19 protein-coding genes and 1 tRNA gene are annotated in these 20907 nt (G+C 54.7%); 10 read left to right on the top strand and 10 right to left on the bottom strand.

Going from position 1 to position 20907, the window contains the following annotated elements; all coding sequences use genetic code 11:
* Positions 1–175 precede the first annotated feature (175 nt).
* The 5 genes from EKN00_RS07835 to EKN00_RS07815 all read left to right on the top strand — a co-directional run bounded on the left by EKN00_RS07835 (position 176) and on the right by EKN00_RS07815 (position 4328).
* Positions 176–709: a cob(I)yrinic acid a,c-diamide adenosyltransferase gene (locus tag EKN00_RS07835; protein ID WP_127849579.1), complete on the top strand. Its 534-nt coding sequence runs from the start codon at positions 176–178 to the stop codon at positions 707–709.
* Positions 710–765: 56 nt separating this feature from the next.
* Positions 766–1200, top strand: coding sequence for an NUDIX hydrolase (locus EKN00_RS07830; RefSeq protein WP_164848072.1), 435 nt, complete (start codon positions 766–768; stop codon positions 1198–1200).
* A gap of 81 nt (positions 1201–1281) precedes the next feature.
* Positions 1282–2187 (top strand): glycosylasparaginase, encoded by a 906-nt coding sequence (locus tag EKN00_RS07825; protein ID WP_127849577.1) that lies wholly within the window; start codon positions 1282–1284, stop codon positions 2185–2187.
* A 631-nt stretch (positions 2188–2818) separates the two neighbouring features.
* Positions 2819–3364: a biotin transporter BioY gene (locus EKN00_RS07820; protein WP_127849576.1), complete on the top strand. Its 546-nt coding sequence runs from the start codon at positions 2819–2821 to the stop codon at positions 3362–3364.
* Position 3365: 1 nt separating this feature from the next.
* Positions 3366–4328: a biotin--[acetyl-CoA-carboxylase] ligase gene (locus EKN00_RS07815; RefSeq protein WP_127849575.1), complete on the top strand. Its 963-nt coding sequence runs from the start codon at positions 3366–3368 to the stop codon at positions 4326–4328.
* Here the strand turns inward: EKN00_RS07815 and EKN00_RS07810 are convergent.
* Positions 4321–5151, bottom strand: coding sequence for a LysR family transcriptional regulator (locus tag EKN00_RS07810; RefSeq protein ID WP_164848071.1), 831 nt, complete (start codon positions 5149–5151; stop codon positions 4321–4323). The two genes, EKN00_RS07815 and EKN00_RS07810, sit on opposite strands and share 8 nt — an antisense overlap.
* Positions 5152–5253: 102 nt before the next feature.
* Here EKN00_RS07810 and EKN00_RS07805 point away from each other — a divergent pair, with 102 nt between their 5' ends.
* Positions 5254–6282 carry a YeiH family protein gene (locus EKN00_RS07805; protein WP_241559474.1) on the top strand — a complete coding sequence of 343 codons (1029 nt, stop codon included), beginning with the start codon at positions 5254–5256 and terminating at the stop codon, positions 6280–6282.
* Positions 6283–6486: 204 nt separating this feature from the next.
* On the opposite strand, the gene EKN00_RS07800 is transcribed toward EKN00_RS07805, so the two are convergent.
* From EKN00_RS07800 to EKN00_RS07785, 4 genes are all read right to left on the bottom strand, one after another.
* Complete coding sequence (locus EKN00_RS07800) at positions 6487–6864, bottom strand: hypothetical protein (RefSeq protein WP_127849573.1); 378 nt, start codon at positions 6862–6864, stop codon at positions 6487–6489.
* Between the two features lie 1088 nt (positions 6865–7952).
* Positions 7953–8038: transfer RNA gene (locus EKN00_RS07795), tRNA-Leu, on the bottom strand.
* Positions 8039–8131: 93 nt separating this feature from the next.
* Complete coding sequence (locus EKN00_RS07790; RefSeq protein WP_127849572.1) at positions 8132–8362, bottom strand: cytochrome b5 domain-containing protein; 231 nt, start codon at positions 8360–8362, stop codon at positions 8132–8134.
* Between the two features lie 180 nt (positions 8363–8542).
* Positions 8543–9652 (bottom strand): DNA/RNA non-specific endonuclease, encoded by a 1110-nt coding sequence (locus EKN00_RS07785; protein ID WP_241559473.1) that lies wholly within the window; start codon positions 9650–9652, stop codon positions 8543–8545.
* Positions 9653–9934: 282 nt separating this feature from the next.
* Between EKN00_RS07785 and EKN00_RS07780 the strand changes: the two genes are divergently transcribed.
* Positions 9935–11557: a L,D-transpeptidase family protein gene (locus tag EKN00_RS07780; RefSeq protein WP_127849571.1), complete on the top strand. Its 1623-nt coding sequence runs from the start codon at positions 9935–9937 to the stop codon at positions 11555–11557.
* Between the two features lie 201 nt (positions 11558–11758).
* The gene (locus EKN00_RS07775) at positions 11759–13102 is read left to right on the top strand and encodes an amino acid permease (protein WP_127849570.1); all 1344 of its coding nucleotides are present in this window, start codon (positions 11759–11761) and stop codon (positions 13100–13102) included.
* A 78-nt stretch (positions 13103–13180) separates the two neighbouring features.
* Here the strand turns inward: EKN00_RS07775 and EKN00_RS07770 are convergent, their stop codons facing one another.
* Genes EKN00_RS07770 through EKN00_RS07760 form a run of 3 tightly spaced genes read right to left on the bottom strand, consistent with a single transcriptional unit; the run spans position 13181 to position 16821 of the window.
* The gene (locus EKN00_RS07770) at positions 13181–15124 is read right to left on the bottom strand and encodes a PTS fructose transporter subunit IIABC (RefSeq protein WP_127849569.1); all 1944 of its coding nucleotides are present in this window, start codon (positions 15122–15124) and stop codon (positions 13181–13183) included.
* 36 nt (positions 15125–15160) lie between these two features.
* The gene (gene pfkB / locus EKN00_RS07765) at positions 15161–16075 is read right to left on the bottom strand and encodes a 1-phosphofructokinase (RefSeq protein WP_127849568.1); all 915 of its coding nucleotides are present in this window, start codon (positions 16073–16075) and stop codon (positions 15161–15163) included.
* Positions 16072–16821 carry a DeoR/GlpR family DNA-binding transcription regulator gene (locus EKN00_RS07760; protein WP_127849567.1) on the bottom strand — a complete coding sequence of 250 codons (750 nt, stop codon included), beginning with the start codon at positions 16819–16821 and terminating at the stop codon, positions 16072–16074. The genes pfkB and EKN00_RS07760 overlap by 4 nt, the downstream gene beginning before the upstream one ends.
* Before the next feature lie 239 nt (positions 16822–17060).
* On the opposite strand from EKN00_RS07760, the gene EKN00_RS07755 reads away from it, so the two are divergent.
* Positions 17061–17549 (top strand): GNAT family N-acetyltransferase, encoded by a 489-nt coding sequence (locus tag EKN00_RS07755; RefSeq protein WP_127849566.1) that lies wholly within the window; start codon positions 17061–17063, stop codon positions 17547–17549.
* 206 nt (positions 17550–17755) lie between these two features.
* Here the strand turns inward: EKN00_RS07755 and EKN00_RS07750 are convergent, their stop codons facing one another.
* Entirely contained in the window at positions 17756–18676 is a 921-nt protein-coding gene (locus tag EKN00_RS07750) for a hypothetical protein (RefSeq protein ID WP_127849565.1), read from the bottom strand.
* A gap of 69 nt (positions 18677–18745) precedes the next feature.
* On the opposite strand from EKN00_RS07750, the gene EKN00_RS07745 reads away from it, so the two are divergent.
* Positions 18746–20332: an ATP-binding cassette domain-containing protein gene (locus tag EKN00_RS07745; protein WP_127849564.1), complete on the top strand. Its 1587-nt coding sequence runs from the start codon at positions 18746–18748 to the stop codon at positions 20330–20332.
* 148 nt (positions 20333–20480) lie between these two features.
* Here the strand turns inward: EKN00_RS07745 and EKN00_RS07740 are convergent, their stop codons facing one another.
* Positions 20481–20876: a GNAT family N-acetyltransferase gene (locus EKN00_RS07740; protein WP_127849563.1), complete on the bottom strand. Its 396-nt coding sequence runs from the start codon at positions 20874–20876 to the stop codon at positions 20481–20483.
* Positions 20877–20907: the final 31 nt, after the last annotated feature.

The following is a 20907-nucleotide window of genomic DNA, read 5'->3' as shown; positions in this document are numbered from 1 at the left end:
GACCGCCACAGCGACCACGGCGAAGCACACCCGAGGCCCAGCCCGGACCTGGAGGCCAAACCCCACAACGCGGAGCCCCCAGGTGGTGATTGCGGGTAACTTGTTTTACGCTACTAGCAGATTTAACCGCGATGCTGAGTTAAAATGGACGAAAAGAAACCAGGGGGTAATCCGCATGAAGATTTATACCAAAGTTGGGGACCATGGCCAGACAAAACAGGTGACGGGGCACATGGTGTCGAAAACCGACCCGCAGATTGAGGCACTGGGCGCTATTGACGAGTTCCAGTCTTACTTGGGTGTCGCCGTTGCCGCGCTAACACCAGCAACCAAGGAGCTTGGCCCAGTGTTGCAGGCGGTGCAGAGAAAACTTTACGTTCTGCAGGCCGACTTGGCGGTGCCGCGCAGTGACAAGATGACGCCGGAAGACACAACCTGGCTCGAGGCGAAAATCGATGAGTACTGGGGTGAGATGCCGCACCTGAACGCGTTCATCATCCCCGGCGGCCTGCCCGGTGGTGCCGGTGCCCACCTGCAGTTTGCGCGCACCCTGGCGCGGCGGGCGGAACGGGCCGCGGTGGCGCTGAGTAACCAGCAGGAGATTAGTGATGCGTGCATGACGTATCTGAATCGCGTGTCCGACTTCCTGTTCGCGGCGGCGCTGTATGCGAATTGGCGGGATGGATACACCGAAATCCCGAGCAAGTAGGGTGATTTACGAGTAAAGGACTGATAAAAATCGGCTACATTGAGGATTTGCGCGCGGTGATTGGTCCGCGCCCGATTATTTTGAACGGTTGCTGCGGGGTGCTGCTGAACAAGCGCGGTGAAGTGCTACTGCAGGAGCGGAACGAGCCGGCGCGGCGTTGGGGTTTGCCCGGCGGCCTCATGGAAATGGGGGAGACGACCCAGCAAACCGTCGTGCGTGAGGTCCGCGAAGAAAGCGGATTGGAGCTGGACCCAGAAGATTTGCACCTGCTAAACGTGTATTCGGGACCAGATCACCACGTGGTTGCCCCTAATGGTGACGAGTTTTTCAACGTGGTGATTGCCTACTACGCGCGGGGAATCGATGGTGCGGTGCGCGTCAGCGATGGTGAGTCCCTGGCGTATGCGTGGGTGCCATTGACCAGCTTGCCGGCAAATATGGTTGCGACCCACTTGCAGGCCATCAACGATTATTTAAAGTTGCACCAGTAATCAAATTATTGATGGCAAGAGGTACGCTGTGATTGTAGTTAATTAACGAAAAAATCGTAGAATGCAGAGGCGGGGAGCAAAATGACGAACGCAATTATTGGCACTTGGAGAATGGCGGCTGAGGGGGTTGAGCTTGCGGCCCCGGATTTGGTCAAGGGCGGCAGCGCGGCTGATGCCGTGACGCGCGGGATTATGGCGGTTGAAGATAATCCCGACAACATTTCCGTCGGCTTTGGCGGACTGCCCAATCGTGATGGGGTGCTCGAGATGGATTCGGCCTTTATGAACGGCGATGATTTTCAAATCGGGGCGGTTGCTGGCGTGCGGGATATCGCCAACCCAATTCTGGTTAGCCGGCGCTTAAGCCAGGAGCGGGTGAACAACGTGCTCGTTGGCATCGGGGCCGAGGAGTACGCGGCCGCGCAGGGCTTTGCGCGCAAGAACATGCTGACGGACAAGGCGCAGGCAGAATACACTAAGCGCAAGGCCGCATCTCAGCGGGGTGAGCGCCTCACGCCGTACGACGGCCACGACACGGTGGGCATGATCGCGCTCGACGAGGCCGGCACGATGGTCGCCGGCACCAGCACATCGGGCCTGTTCATGAAGCATGCGGGTCGGGTTGGCGATTCACCACTGGCCGGCAACGGCTTTTACGTCGATAGCGAAGTTGGTGGCGCCGTAGCGACCGGACTGGGCGAGGACATGATGAAGCGGCCCCTCTGTTTTGAGACGGTTGACCTGATGGCGCGGGGCCTTGGCGTGCAGGACGCGCTGGATCAGGCGGTGTACGGTTTTATCGCCAAGCTCCAGGCGCGTAACGGCAAGGTCGGCGAATTCTCGTACGTTGCCCTGGACAACCGTGGCAATTTCGCGGTGGCCTCCAACGTGGAATTTCAGTTCGCCGTCGCCGTGAACGGCGCAGCGCACCTGTACCTGGTGACACCACTTGATCTTGGTCAGGTGCAGCTCAGGCAGGAGTATTAGGTAAGGCGTCTGGCCGTGTGGTACCGGCAGATTCGCCGTTGCTCAACGGAAAAGTCGCCTTTTTGCAAATTTGATACACGACCTATTTAAATATATGCGCAGAAATCGCCCGAACCCTTGGGCCCACTCAACTTTCGGTCAACCTAACTTGCATTCTGCGCATATTTAAATATTTGTCCTGGGTCAAATTCACTTTTGCGCCACTTTTCCGTTGAGCAAGCGGCCAAAAGGGGGCCGCGCCGTGCTGCAATCTGGTGGGGCTCCTTGAGTGATTCCGGTGCGTGTCCGGACGGCGAGGCGAGTGATTACGGCCGCTGTGCGTGAAACCGGCGCGTAGATTGTGCTACGCTGCCGCAATATTGCCACTTTGTTGCGAGCGACGCCATTTTGTTCAGCCGCATCGATTTGCTTGTGCTTATCTACTTGGCCCTGCGTAAATCGGTGCGGTTTTTTGTATGAATGAGCGCATGCTCTTGAACGCGCCGTGGTGATCCGAACGCCATTTGGTAATTGCCAAATGGTGGTTTGCAGCATTTGCGCCGAAAATAAGCGACTAGTAACCTAGTGATTGACATAAGGGTTACTAGCCGCTATTATTAACCCCATCAATGAACGAAGGGTTGGGTTGATTATGAAAAATCGGGAAATGGTGCGGCAGCTCACGGCGACGGCAATGATGCTAGCGGTTCTGTTAGTCCTTGGGCTGCTTCCAGCAATTCCAATCGGCGTGATTCCGGTGCCAATCTTGCTGCAAAACATGGGCGTCATGCTGGCAGGACTGATTCTGGGACCGCGCTTTGGGACGGTGGCCGTGGGGCTGTTGCTCCTGCTCGTTGCGCTGGGGTTGCCCGTGCTCTCCGGTGGTCGCGGCGGGGCCGTGATGTTTGTCGGGCCAACTGCCGGGTACCTGCTTGGCTACTGCTTTGTGCCAGTCGTGGTGTGGCTGATGCAAAAGGTGCTGGGCAAACAGGGGCAAACGTGGTGGGGTGAATTACTGGCCGTGCTTGTTGCTGGGGTGCTCGTCGTCGACCTGAGCGGGACCTTGTGGCTGATGCACCAGGCGGACATGCCGTTTGCCGCCGCGCTAGTGTCGAACCTGGCCTTTATTCCCGGTGATATACTGAAAGCGGCGCTGACGGTAATAATTGCGCGGCGACTGAAGAAAACGAGGCGTTAAGATGGCAGACAGCACACGGAAACGAGTATTAATTGATTTGTTGCAGCACCAAGATGCGTGGCGTTCGGGTGATGAACTGGCGGCGGATTTAGGGGTCACGCGCGAGACGGTTTGGAAGGCAATTAACAATCTGCGCAAGGCTGGCCACCAGATTGAGGCCCGCAAGAGTCAGGGCTACCGCTATGCGGCCAGCCCGGTGCTCGATGCCGATGCGATTAGTTACCACGCGCACGCAGCAATTCCCGTGACGGTTTTGCCTTCAGTTGAATCAACGCAAATCTGCGCCAAGGCGGCCGTCAATTCGGGCGCATCCCTGCCGTTTGCGGTCATCGCGGACACGCAGACTTCGGGCTATGGGCGGCGCGGCCGGCAGTTTTATTCACCGGCACAAAGCGGACTCTACATGAGCATCGTGTTGCCCAACCAGGCGGATTCGCTGCAAAATGTCGGGTTGCTGACGACCGGGGTTGCTAACGCGGTGGTGGACGTGCTGGAGCAATATTTCCCCGGACATAATTTTGGCCTCAAGTGGGTCAACGACGTGCTGCTGGATGGGCATAAGGTGGGGGGCATCATCACCGAAGCCGTGCTGGAACTGGAATCTGCCTCCACCGCAGCCTTTGTGATTGGCATTGGCCTGAACCTGACGACGGCTAACTTCCCGCGCAATCTGGAGGCGATTGCCGGTGCGATTGCGACCGGGACCAATGTGGACCGCAGCGAACTGGCCGCCGCCATTCTTGATCACGTGGCGCAGATGGCCGGTGAATACCAAACCGGCGCTTTTTTGCCAGTGTACCGCAAACGGTCGGTCACCATCGGCCACCGCGTCACCCTGGATTTGGGGCTAACGCAGGTGACCGGGCTGGTGGTGGATATCGCGGCTAACGGTGGGCTGATGCTACAAGACGCGTTCGGGGAAACGACAACATACACGGCCGGCGAGGTGATTAAGGTTAATTAGCAGCGGGCGCGCCGTCCTGCTGTGCGTAAAATACCCGAACTGCGCGGCAAACCTGTGCCACGGGGTTGTTGCCATCATCTTGACGGTTCACCAGGTAGAATTGCCGCACGAATTTCGGCCCGAGCGAAACGTGCTGAATGCCCGCCGCGGCCCGGGCGGAAATGATTGACTGACCGAACCCGCTCCGGAGTAAATTGACGATGACCGCGTTGTTGTCAATCTCGATGACGTCGTTGGTGATGCCCTTTTCCGTCAAGAAGCGGTTCGTGTAATAGTAAACCCCTGATGCGTTTTCGCGGATGAGCCAAGGACCGGTCGTGCCGGCGTGGACCAGCTGATCGTTGATTAAGGTGTGCCGGTGCAACTGTTTGGTGGCGAGCGGTTTTTCGATGAACCCCAAATCCGCATCGCGGCGCAAGAGTGCATCCTGGACGCTTTGGGAGTTGGCCATCTGCACGCTGAACTGAACCGCGGGGAATTGGTCAACCAGCAGGGGCAACAGGTCCGGCAGCAGGTAGGTCGCAAATGTGTGCGAGCTGGCAATGCGGCAGATGGCTTGTTTACCGGTGGCGCCGGGCAAGCTCTGGTGTAATTTTGCCCACGTCCCGAGCATGGTTAGTGTTTCCTGGTACAGCTCCTTCGCGGCGGGGGTGATGCCGACCTCACCGCGGCCGTTGCGAATGAATAATTCGAGGCCGAATTCCGCCTCCAGCTGCTTGATTTGGGCCGAAACGGTCGGCTGAGCAATGAATAACAGGGTCGCGGCGCGGGAAAAGCTGCGAGTTTCGTAGACGGTCTTAAACGTGGTCAGATTTTTAAACATTGATTTCTCCATCAGTATTTGTGATAGCTCGTATTATAGCAATCAATCACATTAATGAAAACACTCCGGTATACTTGGTCGAGTATAGAAGGAGTGAACTTGATGGAAAACACTAAGACAATCAGCAAAATGATGGATCGTGCCCCGATAATTCCCGGACTGGCGGTGGCAATCATTGTTGCAATCGGCGCCAAGGTATTGGGCACGTACGTTCCGAGCGTCGGCGGGGCAACCTTTGCCATCTTGTTCGGAATTGTGCTCGGCAACACAGTTTGCCGCCAGCCAGCACTTGGCGTCGGGACCAAGTTTGCTGAAAGTAAGTTGCTGGAGGTGTCGGTGGTCCTGCTGGGACTGACCGTGACCTTCCAGACAATCGGGCAAATCGGGGTGCGGGGCGCGGTGTACGTCCTGCTGATGATGAGCGTCGTTATTTCCGCGGCGTACCTGCTCGGCCGCAAGCTTGGGTTCAGCGAAAAGATGGCGCTGATGATGGCGGGGGGCAACGCGGTCTGCGGTTCGTCCGCCATTGGGGCGATTGCGCCGGCGATTGACGCCGACGACGCGGACAAGGGCCAGATTATCACGCTGGTGAACCTGCTCGGGACGGTGATGATGTTGACGCTGCCGTTTCTGGGCACCGCGCTGTTTGGCAAGGCGGGCATGGCCACGAGTGCCCTGCTCGGGGGCACGTTGCAATCCGTTGGCCAAGTGGTTGCCGGTGCCAGCCTGGTTAACAGCCAGACGGTTCAGTTTGCGATGCTGTTCAAGATTATGCGCATCATCATGCTCGTCGTCGTGGTGTACTTGTTCACGAAGAAGGTGGAAGCTCACGGGTCAAAGCCAGCATCCAAGGCTGCGGGCCGAAAACTGCGCCTGCCGATTCAGTGGTACGTGCTGGGATTTTTACTGTTTTGCATTCTCGACAGCGCGATGACCCTCCCAGCATTCTTGGGCGATGGTGCGCACTTTTTGAGCACCTGGTGTGAGACGATTGCGCTTGCTGCCATTGGGTTGCGCTTGGATTTGGCGCGGTTCATTAAGGAAGGGCGCAGTTACGTGCTCTATGCGCTGGGTGTTGGTGCGGTGCAAACGGTCGCGGCAATCACGTTTATTAAGTTGCTGGGACTGTAAGGGCGACGTTTAAAACTCTGAACGGTCTTTTGCAGAAATTGATGATATTGCGACTTAGTGTCAAACAGCCGATAGTAAGGGCCGGTGTTCAAGCCAGTCCTTACTATCGGCTGTTTTTATTTGATCAATCAAAAAGGGAGCTGGGGGCAAGACGCCACCAACTCCTTTTGTGCTAGAATCCAAAGTTGCCGTCCGTGGATGGCATCATCTTTGCAGATTTGCGCTACTGTAGCTCGTCCACAGCACCAAGCCGACCGTAACTACGGCCAGTGCGCTGAAGCCCAGACCAACACGGGCAACTATGTAACCAGCGACGATTAGCACCACCAACAATAAAGAAGTGATTGGGAGCAGGCGACGGCAGTTAAAGATGCCCAGGCCAACCACCACCAGCAATAGTAGGGCAATCAGGGTGTTGATGATGTACAGGCCCTTGGCGCCAGTCACGAATTCCAGACTGGTCACGGCATCAAAGCCAAATGCGCTTACCACCCCGTTTAGCAAAAAGATTAGGGCGGTGCCAATCCCGATAACGGAAAAAAGCACCTTGATAAAAACGGTAAATGTATTATTTTGACGCATGGCACACACACTTGCATGTTCGCTGGTCCTGAACGGCCACGCACATGCATTCCTTTCTTCATCTTCAGAAACGTAATATCATCTTAGTGCTAATAATTGCGGAAGCGGGCAAGCTGTCACGAGTCAGGGGCGGCCGTCCGTTTTGTAACTGAGGTAATAATACCACAATCAGCCCAAAAAACATTTTTTTATGGTAGCATTTAATCTGAACTCAATTACCAGCTTATGGCAGCTGTCAGTCGATAATAACGGCCGCTTAATTTGTCAGCCACTGGTTGGTCATACATGATGCACTAACCTATGGCGGGCAAACAGCTGAACTGAGCAAGGCTTTGATTTAGCTTCAGTCTCCTAGTGTGTTATCAATTATTTTGGTTAATAATTATGAAGACATGACATCATATAAAATTACTTGATTTTTTTAAAAGGACATTTATACTTTATTTTGATAAGAAACCTTGGCGCAGTACGAGCAGCTTTGACTTGCCGTGCTAATCACGAGTACTAATTGGGATTGAGAGTTGCGGAAATGGTGTTTCAAGGTGTCGGCAATGAAGTCCCATGCCTTCAAAATGTGCACCAATAGTAATAACCGGCGCACAAAACTAGTCGGGACCAAGACGACTTACAAGAAAATGTTCTAGAAAGGACACGTTATGGAACAAGAATCAGGAATCAGCAGTTTAATCCTCTGGGGGATAGTTGCAACCTTCTTTATCTTCCTGTCGGGGTACGAATTTGCACAGTTCAAGGCAAATAGCGACTATTCCGCGTTGCTATGGGCAGGAGGTTCGATGATTTTAGGAATCTCCGTACTAATTCGCTTCAAGAGGACCAAGTTAAATTAACCAAATGGCGTGGTGGTAATGTCCGGTTGTCGATTAGCCAACCGTGGCAGTTGAGCACCTTAGCCAAGATGATCCAGGCAATTGGTCATTGTTATACTGCCTGGCTGACACCGGCGTGGTTTGTTTTGGTTTTTTGTTTGCTGGAGTGATCTGTGACGCCACAAAAAAGGGCCCCAAATCTGATTATTCAGATTCGGGGCCTTTTTATTTCGAAGCCGAATTAAGTTTCGACCTTAGTTATGCGGGTGAAAGGACTTGAACCTTCACGGCCGTAATTGGCCACAAGATCCTTAATCTTGCGCGTCTACCAGTTCCGCCACACCCGCATCATTGGTAGTTGTGCCTCAAGCACAAGAAATAGCATACCGGAAAATGGGGGTGTCTGTCAACCGTTCTGCGCAAAATTAATCGGTAATTGTCTAGCCGATGTACTTTCCGACCACGGGTTTGTCGTCAAGGAACTTTTTACCGTGTGGCGAGTGGGTGATGGCAACGGACAAATCCTGGCCGGCAACGTTGCCGTGGTGATTGTCGCCACTCCAGGCAGGCACGTTCGTTAAATCGTAAACGACACCGTCAACTGCGACGTATTTTTCTGGGTTCTTCTTGCCGTCGTATTCGGCAAGCTGTTCCTTAGTGAATTCACGCATGAATATCATCCTCCATTGCAGTAGTATTTGCATTCTTGCTTACTATTATATAGCAGTTGGCGGTGAAAAGGAAACCGTTTCAGCTTGTTGACGTACGGCGGTGGGAAAATGATTGGCATGTTCCCCATAATGATTGAAATATATTCAAAAAAACGAGCCGCGAACGCGACTCGTTGGTTCTTAATGTTCTAACTTGCATTTCTGATAATGCCCCTTGGCCTTAGCCTGCTTCAGGGTCATCTTGTACACGTGCTTGCTGCGCTTGAGGGAAGAGCAGTTGCGGGTTAGGTGGTAAACGTGGCCGCTACCGACGATGTAAACTGTAGTTTTGTCGGAAAGGGTTTTGGTTGTTTTCTTGGCAACTGACTTCTTCGCGGGCTTTTTGACCGGTTTCTTGGCGACGGATTTCTTTGCCGGCTTCTTGGCTGGTGCCTTAGTGGCCGCTTTTTTAGTCGTTTTCTTAGCGACTGTCTTCTTGGCCACAGTCTTCTTAGCTACTGTCTTCTTCGCTGGTTTCTTAGCCGGTGCCTTCGCAACCGACTTTTTAGCCGGTTTCTTAGTGGCGGTCTTCTTGACTGCTGCCGAGGCAGCCTTTGAAACCACGCTGTTACCAGTTCTGTAGTCTAGCTTAACCCCTTTTTGGACGTTGAAGATGTAAACGTTGAAGGCAATTGCCTTGCTGCCGAGGCTCTGGGCTTCCATGTGCACGCCGCGGGCCAACAATTCTTTGCCACGGAAGATTGGCTGCACGCGGTAGCGGACGTAATTCTTGTGGTTCTTGCGCAGGTACGCGGCCACCTGATTCTCGTAGTGTTCCATGCTCGGTGTGTTCAGTGAGGCAGTGCCGGTAATCAGGTTCTTCATGTTGTTGTTCTGGCCGGTCAGCTGGAAGCCAATCAGGTGGCTGCGATTGAAGAGATAGCCACCGCTGATTTTCTTGTTATGCCAGCCGGTTGGGTCAATGTACAGTGGCTGCCGGTCTTTCTTCGGCATCAGCTTGTAGTTCAAGTTGGCTTGGGCCATTGTCGCGCGATTGTAGTGGTCAAGGTTGCTGTAGGTTGCCCAAGCTTTCTTGCTTTTCAGATCTTTGGCGGAGAAATCGGTGCGATTGCCGTTAACGGTGATAATCTGCTTACTGTGGTAATTCTGAGCGGCAAACCACGCGTATGTATTGGGTTTTGGCGTAGTCGCTTGCGCTGGTTGCGGCGTTGCGTAGGCCAGGCCGAGGGTGACACCAATCATCGCCACGAAACCAGTGACGGCGCTGCGGAACTTAAATTTGTTTAGCAAAGTACTTCTCCTCCAAAGAAACTTACTAGCGACAAGCGCCAACCAATAGTGTGACCGGTTTGCCTGTAGATTGCAATCATTTTATTTATATCACGTTCCGCTGCGCCTTAATTCTCGCACTACCGGGATGGCGCGCAGAAGGCTTTGGACTGGAATTGAGTGGCCTCGGCGCAGACTGTGGCAGACACGGTGACGGAAAAATAACACGGTTGGTCAATTTTAGCTCAATAATTTGTGCACATAAGTTATAATAAGAATATTTGTTGGAGAGGTGGATAAATCATGAAGCTAAGGCGGGACAAAAATTTTGTTGTAACACTGGTTCTACTTACTGTGGGGCTGCTCTTGGGTCTGATGAGCACGCAATCTGAGCCGGCGCGCGCCGATACGGCTACAAGCCAGTACGGAACCGTTGTGCAGGCAGACGCGCCAATGTGGCGGGATGATTCGCTGCAGACGCAAAGTGGAACTGCGGCGGCGTTTGCCGGGCAGACGCTGACGATCACGCGGACCATGCAAATTGCGGGCAATGAATACGCACAGGTGGCTCGCGGACAAGCAAACCTCGGGATTATGCGCACAAGTGCGCTCAAGCTGAGCAATGGACCGCAAGGGGGCGCGCTCGGGTTTGGTAAGTACGTCACCATCACGAGTAAGAATTACAGCGTGTGGGGAAACTTTAACTGGGACAAGCGCAACTTGTCATCCAAGTTGTACCATCACACCTACCTCGCAAAGGTTGCTTACCACCACGTTAATGGTGGCACCTACTATTCGCTATATTCTGGTAAGCATTGGGTTGGCTACATCAACGCCGGCGCCGTGAAGGTCGGTCAAGGTAGTCAGGGTGCTGCAATTAGCACGAACCAGTACGTCACCATCACGAGTAAGAATTACACCGTGTGGGGTGATTTTGCCTGGCACAGCAAGCGTCACAAAACAGCTAACTACTACCACCATACTTTTAACGTGAAAGTTGCCTATTACCACAGCAATGGTTCGGTATATTATTCACTCTATCAAGGCAATAAGTGGTTTGGCTACCTCAACGCGAGTGGGGTGAAGGCCGCGAAGGGTGCTCAAGGAATTGCCGTGGGGACGAACAAGTACATCAAGATCTCCGGCAAAAGCGGGGCTGTCTGGGGTGATTTCAACTGGCGAAGTAAGCGGCACATGGTGAAGAACTGGTACAACCACGTGTTCCAAGTGAAGTGTACCTACTACCACAGCAACGGTAGCACGTACTACTCGCTCTACCTGGACGGCTTGTGGTTTGGTTACCTCAATGCCAGTGCCACTAAGCCAAGCAGCAAACCTAAGCCAACTGCGCGCAGTTACGCGGCGACAAGTAAGACGGCCAAGAAAACCGACCAGATTGTCGGCGTGGTCGGTAGTGGTTCGCACGCACGCGTGTACTTGTTCGAAAAATCCGGCGGGGTGTGGACGCAGGTATTCAGTGTCGCCGGTCGGGTCGGCTATAACGGTATCGGCACGGCGCACGAGGGTTCCGGCCGCACGCCGCGGGGGTCTTACCCGCTGACTTACGCGTTTGGTACCGGTAGTAATCCCGGGACCAAGCTCAGTTATCGCCGGATTACGCGCAAGTCGTATTATATTTCCAACACCAAGGACAAGCATTACAATACTTGGCAGGAACGCAGCAAGAGTAGCAGCAAAGACGAGCACATGGCCGATTATCCGACCCAGTATCAATACGGGATTGTTATCGGCTATAACCACGGTGTGGGTGGCGGCTCCGCGTTCTTCCTCCACGTCAACGGGCGGGGATCAACGGCGGGGTGCGTTTCCGTACCGCGCAGTACGATGCTCACATTCATGCGGCGGATTCATCGCGGTGCGTACATTATGAACGTCACCTCTACGGCGCAATTAGCTAAATATTAGGCACAAGGGCAAAGCTCAGATTAACCTAATTTGAGACTTTGCCTTTTTTGTTGCCATAAATATAAGCAATGTTGTCAGATAAACGTGCTGATTTCTGAAAATAAAATGAAGCCGAGTTCGCAAACCGAGTACACTTGTGTATAATGCTTATATTACTTTCGGAAATGCAGGAATTCGCGCAACCTTACTGGAGGGGGAACCATGGCAGACACCAAGCCAGCACTGGCAAGAAATCTGAAGAGTCGGCACATTCAACTGATGGCCATTGGGGGCACAATTGGGACGGGGCTGTTCCTTGGCGCTGGTCAGTCAATCCACCGCGCGGGGCCATCGATTATTTTTGCCTACCTGATTACCGGGTTAATCTGTTTTCTCATCATGCGGGCGCTCGGCGAACTGCTCGTGGCCGACCTGCACCAGCAGTCGTTCATTGAGAGCATTGACAAATACCTGGGGAAGACGTGGGCCGTTGTCACCGGCTGGACGTACTGGGTCTGCTGGCTCGCGCTGGCGATGGCGGAGGTCACGGCCATCGGGGTCTACGTGCGCAACTGGTGGCCGAGCCTGCCGCAGTGGCTACCGGGGCTGGTGGTTTTGGTGGTGTTGCTGCTCATGAATCTGATTTCCGTTGGCCTGTTCGGTGAGGCCGAGTTCTGGTTTGCGCTAATTAAGGTCGTCGCGATTGTTGCACTGATTGGCATTGGGATTGTGCTACTGGTATTGCACCACCCAACCCCGTACGGGCACGTCAGCTTGGGCAACCTGTGGAATTATGGTGGCCTGTTCCCCAAGGGGGCCCACGGATTCCTGCTCTCGTTCCAGATGGTCGTGTTCGCCTTCACCGGCATCGAGCTGGTGGGGATGACGGCGGGGGAAACGGCGGATCCGGGCAAAACAATCCCGGATGCGATTAACAAACTACCGGTGCGCGTCATTTTGTTCTACATTGGCGCACTGATTGTCATCATGGCCATCAATCCGTGGTCCAGTGTCAGCCCCGATAACAGTCCGTTCGTGCAGGTGTTCCAGCAGGTGGGGTTGCCCGCGGCCAGTGACATCATCAATTTCGTTGTCCTCACCGCGGCCGCATCCGCCTGCAATTCCGGTTTATTCAGCACCGGGCGGATGCTCTTTTCGCTCACCTACACCAGCAAGGATAAGCGCCTGCACAAGCTGGCCAAGTTGTCGAAAACGCAGGTGCCGGGGCGGGCGATTGCCCTGTCAGCGGCGGTGATTGCCATTGCCGTCATTTTGAACATCTTCCTGCCCGCGGCGGTCTTCTCGCTGGTTTCCAGTGTTGCCACGATTAGTTTCCTGTTCGTGTGGGTCATGATTGTGCTGGCCCATCTGCGTTACCGTAAGCTCAACCCCAAGGGCAGTGCGTTTCGGGCCCCGCTGTTTCCGTTTGCCGATTACCTGGTGCTGATATTCCTGGCGGGGGTAGCGGTGGTCATGCTGACAAGCGTCGAAACGGCGATTGCGACGCTGGCGGCGGTCATTTGGGTCATCGTGGTTTACGCCTTGGTCAAATTCAATCGTCAGTAAATAAACAGGCCCGGCTGGGATGAACAGATTGGTGTTCATCCCAGCCGGGCCTGTTTGTTTGCAATTAATTACTGATGTCTAGTTCTGCTTAGCTTTTGGCCGCCAGATACCGAGGATGAGCCCGGCAACGATTGCACCAACCAGCAGGGAAACGAGGAACCCAACCTTCTGATCGGTCAGGGCTAGGGCAACAATCCCCCCGTGCGGTGCGGGGACGTTGACCTTGAACAGCTGCGTCAGCCCACCGGCGATGGCAGAACCGATGACGGAGCTCCCAATGACGTGGACGGGGTCGGTTGCGGCGAACGGAATGGCACCTTCAGTGATGAACGTGAGCCCGAGGACATAGTTGGATAGCCCGGACTGGCGCTCGTTTTCCGTAAACTTTGCGGGGAATAAGGTGGAAGCAATGGCGATTGCAAGTGGTGGAATCATGCCCCCAACCATGACTGCGGCCATCCAGCGACCATCAGTGTAGTTGGATGCGGAGTAAATCCCAATGGCGAAGGTGTAAGCGGCCTTGTTGAAGGGACCACCCATATCGATACTCATCATGGCTGCCAGGATAATACCAACGAGGATGGCGTTACCCGTGCCCATGCCTTCAAGGAAGTTGATGAGGGCACCGTTAATTGCGGCGAAAATCGGGTTGACGACAAAGAACATGATAATCCCGATGAGCGCCAGGCCGACGACGGGGTAAAGCAGAATGGTTTTGAGCCCATCAAGCGACTTTGGCAGGCCCTTGAAGGCTTTCTTCAGGTAAACAACGAGCCAACCGGCGACGAACCCGGCAACCAGGCCGCCCAGGAACCCGGATGGGTTGCTGGCCTTGACGATGGACGCGGTGGCAATGGTTGCCATGTACCCACCGACGAACCCAGGCATGAGGGCTGGCCGGTCACCGATACTCATCGCGATGTAGGCGGCGAGGACTGGAACCAGGAAGCTAAAGGCGTAGTTCCCCAGGTTGTTGGTGAAGGTGAACCAGAGGGATTCCTTACCAGCATACTGTTCGAAGATGAAGGAGAGTGCCATGATAATCCCACCACCGACAACGAATGGTAGCATGTTGGAAACCCCGTTCATGAGGTCCTTGTAGATGCGGTTCCAGAGAGTGCCGTTGCTTTCGGTGTCCTCGGGTTCATCCTCGTCGTTGTTACCGGCGTAGATGCCGCCCTTTTCCTCGAGCGTGTCCTGAATCAGTTCCTCGGGCTTCTTGATGCCGTCGATTACGGGGTGGTTGATCAGATGCTTACCGGCAAACCGGTTCATGTCGACCTTCTTGTCGGCGGCGATGATCACCCCAACGGAGCGGTCGATGTCGGACTTGCTGAGGAGGTGCTTGACCCCCTCGGACCCGTTCGTTTCGACCTTGATGTCGACGCCCATCTTCGCGGCGGTTTCCTTGAGTGCGGCCTCGGCCATGTAGGTGTGCGCAATCCCGGTTGGGCAGGCGGTAACGGCGACGACGAATGGCTTCGTGCTTGCGGCCGTCGCTGCTGCGGCTCGGGCAGCTTCGTCAGCTTGCTCCTTTGCGGCTTCGGCGGCGTCCTTTTCGTCCTTGGCCTTCTGGGCTGCGGCAAATAGGCGCTGCACTTCATCGGGCGTCTTTGCCTGGCGCAGTTGGGCCACAAAATCAGGGTTGATCAGCAGCGAAGATAGTGCGGAAAGAGCGGCGAGGTGCGTGTTGTCGGCACCTTCCGGGGCAGCAATCATGAAGAACAGGTGCACGGGCTTGCCGTCGAGGGCGTCATATTCAACGCCGGCATCACTCTTGGCGAACAGCACGGCTGCCTGGCTCACGGCCTTGTCCTTGGCGTGGGGCATTGCGATGCCGTCGCCAATCCCGGTGGTGGACTCGGCTTCACGCTTCAGGATGTCCTGTTTGTATAGGTCCGCGTCGGTGATAATGCCACTTGCCGCGTATTTGGCCACCAATTCGTCAATCACATCGGCCTTGGTCGTGCTCTTCAGGTCCATGATCATGATGTCTTTGCGTAATAATTCACGGATGTCCATAGTTAATCTCCTTCAATTGGTATTTGTAGTTTAGCGTTAAAGTTCGGTAATTGTGATGGTTGCTTCCACTTCGTCAATCTTGTCGCGGTCTGCCAGGTCGGTGGAAAAGGCGGTGGCACTTCCGCAGGCGATTGCCTTCTTGAAGCTTAGCAGTGGGTCATGGGTAAGGGCGAACGTCCCGGTGAAGCCGGCGAGCATGCTGTCACCAGCGCCAACTGAGTTCTTGACCTTGCCCTTGGGAACGCTGCCGTGCCACGCCTTGTCCTGCGTAATCATCAGGGCACCGGCGCCGGCCATGGAGACGAGCACGTGTTGGGCGCCAAGGCCAAGGAGCTTGCGGCCAGCCGCAACGGTTGCCTGCAGGTCGGGGTATTCGGCGTCACCGAAAAGTTCGGCGAGTTCGTGGTGATTAGGCTTAACCACAAGTGGCTTGCTGGGCAGGGTGTCAAGGAGCGCCTGGCCGGTGGTGTCAATCACGAAGTCGGCGCCGTGAGCTTGAATCAGCGGAATGAGGTCGCGGTAGAATGATTCCGGCAAACCGGCGGGAATACTGCCGGCCATGATGACCACGTCACCTTTTTTCAGCTGGTCAAAGCGGGCCCGAAACGCTGCCACTTCGCCATCCGTAATCTCTGGACCGGGTGCGTTCAGTTCGGTTTCCTGATCCGCCTTGAGCTTGACGTTGATGCGCGTGTCCCCGCCGATGTGGGTGAAGTTCGTCCGCAGGTTTAGCGCCCGCAGCTGTTCCTCCACGAAGCGACCAGGCAATCCGCCGGTGAAGCCCCAGGCCGTGGTGTCAATGTCCAGCTCTTTTAAAATCCGCGAAACGTTGATGCCCTTGCCGCCGGGAAGTTTAATGGCGGTTTCGAGCCGGTTGACTAGGCCCAGTTCAAGCTTGGGCAGACCAACCACGTAGTCAATGGCCGGATTTAAGGTGATGGAGTAGATCAAAATGTTGCCTCCTTGATATTGTCGAGTTTGGTGAATTCAGAATCAATTGCCGCAAAGTCGTCGGTAATGATGGTGGTGCTTGCGAGGGGCGCAATTTGGGCGAACGAGACGTTACCGAACTTGCTGGCGTCGGCCAAGATGAAGCTGGCTGCGGACTGACCGATTGCCACGCGCTTGGTGGCTGCTTCTTCGGGGTCGGGGGTCGTGCATCCGTAATCGATGTGGACGCTGTTGGCCCCGATGAAGGCACTGTTGAAGCGGTATTGCGCGAGCTGCTGGGTCGCGGCCGCGCCAATAATGGCTTTGGTCAGCGGCTTGATGGTGCCGCCGAGCATGATGGTCTTGACGCCGTAATCGGCGAGCAGTGAGGCGTTATCCACACCCGTTGTGACCACCGTGACGTCCTTGCCCTGTAGCAGGGGCACCATCTGGGCGGTTGTGGTGCCGGCGTCGAGGAAAATCAGGTCACCGTTTTGCACCATTTCGGCTGCACAGCGGGCAATTGATGCCTTGGCCGTCGTGTGCGCCGTGGCCTTCTCCTGCACCCCGGGCTCATCACGCAGCGAGCTAATCTTCTGCGCGCCGCCGTGGACCCGCCGCAGCAGGCCCTCCTTGGCCAATTCGCCAAGATCGCGGCGGATGGTGGATTCGGACGCAGCCAGTTGCACGGTCAGGTCCCGGATGTGGACGGTGCCGTTATGTTCAATATCGGTCAAAATCCGTTGTTTGCGTTCCTCAGTAAGCACTTTCAATCACCTCTTGACTCTTATTATACACAGCAACCGGTTACAATCAACCAGAAAACGTCAAAATCAGTCAAAAAAGTTCAAAAATATCCGCCAAATCGGGCCGATTCAGCCCAAAATGGGGTTAACACGCAAAATAAACGCTCAATTGGTCAAAAACCGTCACGTTCATTCAACTTGTTTGCTTCAGCCGTTTCGTCTATATTGGAAGCAACAACTATACATATATGGAGGCAAACATGGGCTTAATTATTCGGGCGCCAAGAACTGACGACTTGGCGGCAGTCATGCAGATTGAACGGGCGGGGTTCACGCCGGCGGAAGCGGCAAGTGAGACCAGCATGGCCGAGCGTATCGCCGTGATTCCGGACACGTTCTTCGTAGCAGAGCTGGACAAGGTGGTGGCCGGTTTCATCGTTGGGCCCGCGATTGACCGGCGTTACCTGACTGATGACTTATTTGACCACCTCACGCCGAATGCGCCAGCCGATGATTATGCGGCGGTGCTCAGTATTGCCGTTGCCCCCAGTCACCGCAACGAGGGGCTGGGTTCAGCGCTCCTGACGGCATTTGCGCACCGGGCCAAGGAGCAGGGCCGCAAGCTGGTTTCACTGACCTGCTTGGACCGCTTAATGCCGTATTACGAGAAGAACGGCTATGTTAATGAAGGCGTGGCCGAATCCACGCACGCGGGCGAAGTTTGGTTCAACATGACTAAGATAATCTAAGCGTGGCGGCAGCTGGCGGCGTGCGGTTGCACCGGCTTACATCAATGATTGCGCACGCTTAATTCGGATTAAAACAACAAGGCGGGGTGCACTGGTATGGTTACCGGTGCATCCCGCCTTTGTGTTTATTTAATTAACTTGGAAGTGGTCAGGGAATTTGCTGACGGCGTTCGAATTTGGAGTAGCACCGCCATCATGTTCACGCGTTACAGCGCCTCGATAAAATCATCCAGTGTAGCTTGTTTCTCCTTGAGTGCAGCGTTAAGGCCAGGAAACTGGTTGAGGTATTCGGGGATGTTCAGTTGTTCGAGGGCGGCCTGGGGCATTGCACGCACCAGCCGCGCCACAGCGCCGATTTCCTGGTTCCGCCACTGCGTGTGAATACCAAAGCTGGTGAGAATGTGGCGCCGGTTGTCAATCATTCCGTCCGCCATGACGGGTTCATTGAAGTTGCGCCAAGCTTCGATCATGGGGTCCGTTACCGCGTACACGGCATTTGCATTTGGTAACGCGGCGGTCAAGCTTGTCATGAAGAGCCGAACCTGCTTGGCGTCACCGGGCAGAGTGGTAAGGCTTTGCCAGCGCTTCACGACCCGCATTGCTTCGGTGCGCTTGCCCATGAACAACAGGGTGAACAGGCGGTTGTGGCACCAATCACTGGCGAGCTCATTGTAGCGCGACAGTTCGCTAAAAACTTGGAGGCGTCGCCAGATTTTTTCGGCTTGCTGGGGGAAGACGGGAATCAAAGGAATCATCGCCTCAATCTGGGCTAAGGTGGTGACGGGTGCGGTGAGGGCATAGCGCGTGATTGCCGCGCGCTCCATTTCCGTTAGCGGCCAGTCGCCCCAAGAGGTGAACTCACCCAGCGCCTTGGCCAGCAACTGCGGCAACGGTTTGGCCTCCGTCACCGTGTCCCCTTGTTCGTGCGTTAGGAGCGCGTTGAACTCGTCGGCGGACATGTGCAGCCGCTCCAGAATTGGGAAGAGTAACTGGGCCTTGATGTCATTACTGCCGGATTCCAGCCGAATTGCCTGACGCTGACTGAGCAGACCGGAATACAGACGGTCCTGCTGGATGCTTTGGCCCAAACGCACTGCACGCAGTAGTTTGCCAGTTTCACCTGCCACTTCTGTCACCTCTTTCTTGTTTTGCTTAGTGTAGCAGATACACTAGCAACATGAAAGGACGTGGTTCAAATGATGATCAACGTGAAATGGGTGCTGCACAGACTGCCGCACTGGGAAATCTTGTTATTACTGGTATTTGCCCTTCTGGGGAGTTTTGAAGGGGTGCTCAACGGCTTTGTTCTGGGGCGGCTACCAAGCCTAACGCAGGCGACGACCGTGCAACGCTATCAGTATCTGGGTGTGGCATTGCTTGCTTACGCCGGAACGTACACTTGTCTGTTTGTTTTCCAGCTGCTGATTCAGGATGCACTAAGGCGCCTGAACATTGCGCTGAAGGAAACTCTGCTGACGGTCAGTTTTGAGATGGGGGAAGAGCCCGCAGCGGGCCTGAACCGATTAACCAATGATGCAGCGCAAATTCAGGGCCGCTATTTTGAAGTAATTCTCGCTATTTTATCCGCCGGGTTCGGTGCCATTACCGCCGCCTTGTTCGTTCTGGCGACCAACTGGGTGATGGGTATTATCAGCATTGCCTTTTCCGCGTTGACCATGGTCCCGATGCTTTTTGGTCAGGCCAGGCTAGCTGCACTGGGGGAGCGCTGGAGTACCGCGAGCCAGGCGACACTTGCGGCTGGCAGCGACTGGCTTAACGGCCGCGGTGACTTGGTTCAATACCAGGCTGCAGGCAGCTTCTTCGGTCGGGTTAAGCAGCGGCTGGCCGTCAGCGAAAAAAGGCTTCAGCAGCAGACTAACGGTCAGTTGCGGGTACAGTACGGTAACTGGATGTTGACCGTGCTCACGCTAATTGGTCCGCTTGCAATTGGTTTTTGGTTGATTCACATTGGCGGGTTTGGTGTCACCATCAGTGTGCTGTTGACGTTGTTATTATCAGTTGATCACGTCACCATGAATATTCGCATGCTGATTCAGTACTGGAGCCAGCTGACGGGGACGCGGGAACTGCGGCACCTACCGCAAGCACCAACGCCGCTGGCCGGTCAGAACGCAGCCACGCACGGCAAAGGACAAGTAGATCTCCAGGACCTGACCATCGCATATGGTGAACGCAAGATTTTGAATGGGACTGATTTGACGCTGGCCCCAGGCTCGAAGCTACTGATTTCGGGTCCGTCTGGGGCTGGAAAATCGAGCTTGCTGCGCGTTCTTGGCGGGTGGCAGCAGCCCAGTTCTGGTGTAGTGCGGCTAGATGGTGAAACGCCGACACCGGCAGATGCGACGTACATTAACCAAACGCCGTGGATCTTTGACGGTACCGTGCGGGAGAACCTGACGCTCGGCCAATCTTTTCCTGACGGTACACTCCTCGCGGCATTGGATCAGGTGGGGCTGACAACAGAACTTGGGGACAACCCATTAGACCGAGCCATCCATCCCAATCAAACAAGCGTTTCTGGTGGTCAGATGCAGCGCCTCGTTCTTGCCCGGGGGTTGCTCCGGAAACGGCCGGTCATGCTACTCGATGAAATTACGGCCGGGGTGGACGACCAAAATGCGCAGCGGATTCGCGACTTAATCTACCGTTTGCCCAACACTGTGATTGAAGTCGCACACCACTTTGATGACGCGCAACTACAAGCCAATCAGGTGCTACATTACGAACTGACACCGGCGCACACCTTGGTATTTTTAGGGTGAAGCGCGACTGATGCACCGCTGACATTGCTATTTGTGCCTGTTAATTAGTAATCTACCGCTAGCAAAAAATTGCCAGCTTCCGAATGGGAGGCTGGCAATTTTAATGCTGTTGAGGGCCACTGAGTCTGTCTGCATATTGCTGGCCATTTTACAAAATCAATAAGTAGGTTCGTTCCATATATGACTGCGTAATCGTGAAATCGGCCATAGCAGCCTCAGTGAAAAAGCTGAACCATTGTGGGTACTGGGGGATGACTTCAACGCGGTCGGTAGCAGTTGTAACCACTAGCTCTTTAGTGTTAGTGTTCAGTGTCCATTTAGCCTTTGGGAAATCATAGTTCTTTGGCGTGGCTAGTGCCCGCCAGTTGTGGGCAATCTCGTGGGCACCGATACTCTGATACAAGTGGTTAGCGGGCAGGTCACTGCGAGTGAAGATTTCAACAAAATCAGCACCTGCAGCTTTCAATTCTGTTAGACACGATTTAAGCAGTGCACGTCCGACGCCTTGACCCTGTGCGGCGGGGTTAACGGCAAAGACTTCGATGTAACTGCCCCGGCCGCCTAATTTTCATTGG

Source organism: Lacticaseibacillus hulanensis, assembly GCF_004010095.1.
Lineage (GTDB): Bacteria > Bacillota > Bacilli > Lactobacillales > Lactobacillaceae > Lacticaseibacillus > Lacticaseibacillus hulanensis.
Note: the sequence above shows the minus strand (reverse complement) of the source record. Positions and strands in the feature narration are given on the sequence as shown.

Coding starts and splice junctions, on each gene's coding strand:
- EKN00_RS07815 (WP_127849575.1), top strand. CDS start 3,366: ATGGCAGACAGCACACGGAAACGAGTATTAATTGATTTGTTGCAGCAC.
- EKN00_RS07755 (WP_127849566.1), top strand. CDS start 17,061: ATGGGCTTAATTATTCGGGCGCCAAGAACTGACGACTTGGCGGCAGTC.
- EKN00_RS07775 (WP_127849570.1), top strand. CDS start 11,759: ATGGCAGACACCAAGCCAGCACTGGCAAGAAATCTGAAGAGTCGGCAC.
- EKN00_RS07820 (WP_127849576.1), top strand. CDS start 2,819: ATGAAAAATCGGGAAATGGTGCGGCAGCTCACGGCGACGGCAATGATG.
- EKN00_RS07810 (WP_164848071.1), bottom strand. CDS start 5,151: ATGTTTAAAAATCTGACCACGTTTAAGACCGTCTACGAAACTCGCAGC.
- EKN00_RS07825 (WP_127849577.1), top strand. CDS start 1,282: ATGACGAACGCAATTATTGGCACTTGGAGAATGGCGGCTGAGGGGGTT.
- EKN00_RS07800 (WP_127849573.1), bottom strand. CDS start 6,864: ATGCGTCAAAATAATACATTTACCGTTTTTATCAAGGTGCTTTTTTCC.
- EKN00_RS07805 (WP_241559474.1), top strand. CDS start 5,254: ATGGAAAACACTAAGACAATCAGCAAAATGATGGATCGTGCCCCGATA.
- EKN00_RS07790 (WP_127849572.1), bottom strand. CDS start 8,362: ATGCGTGAATTCACTAAGGAACAGCTTGCCGAATACGACGGCAAGAAG.
- EKN00_RS07745 (WP_127849564.1), top strand. CDS start 18,746: ATGATGATCAACGTGAAATGGGTGCTGCACAGACTGCCGCACTGGGAA.
- EKN00_RS07770 (WP_127849569.1), bottom strand. CDS start 15,124: ATGGACATCCGTGAATTATTACGCAAAGACATCATGATCATGGACCTG.
- EKN00_RS07835 (WP_127849579.1), top strand. CDS start 176: ATGAAGATTTATACCAAAGTTGGGGACCATGGCCAGACAAAACAGGTG.
- EKN00_RS07780 (WP_127849571.1), top strand. CDS start 9,935: ATGAAGCTAAGGCGGGACAAAAATTTTGTTGTAACACTGGTTCTACTT.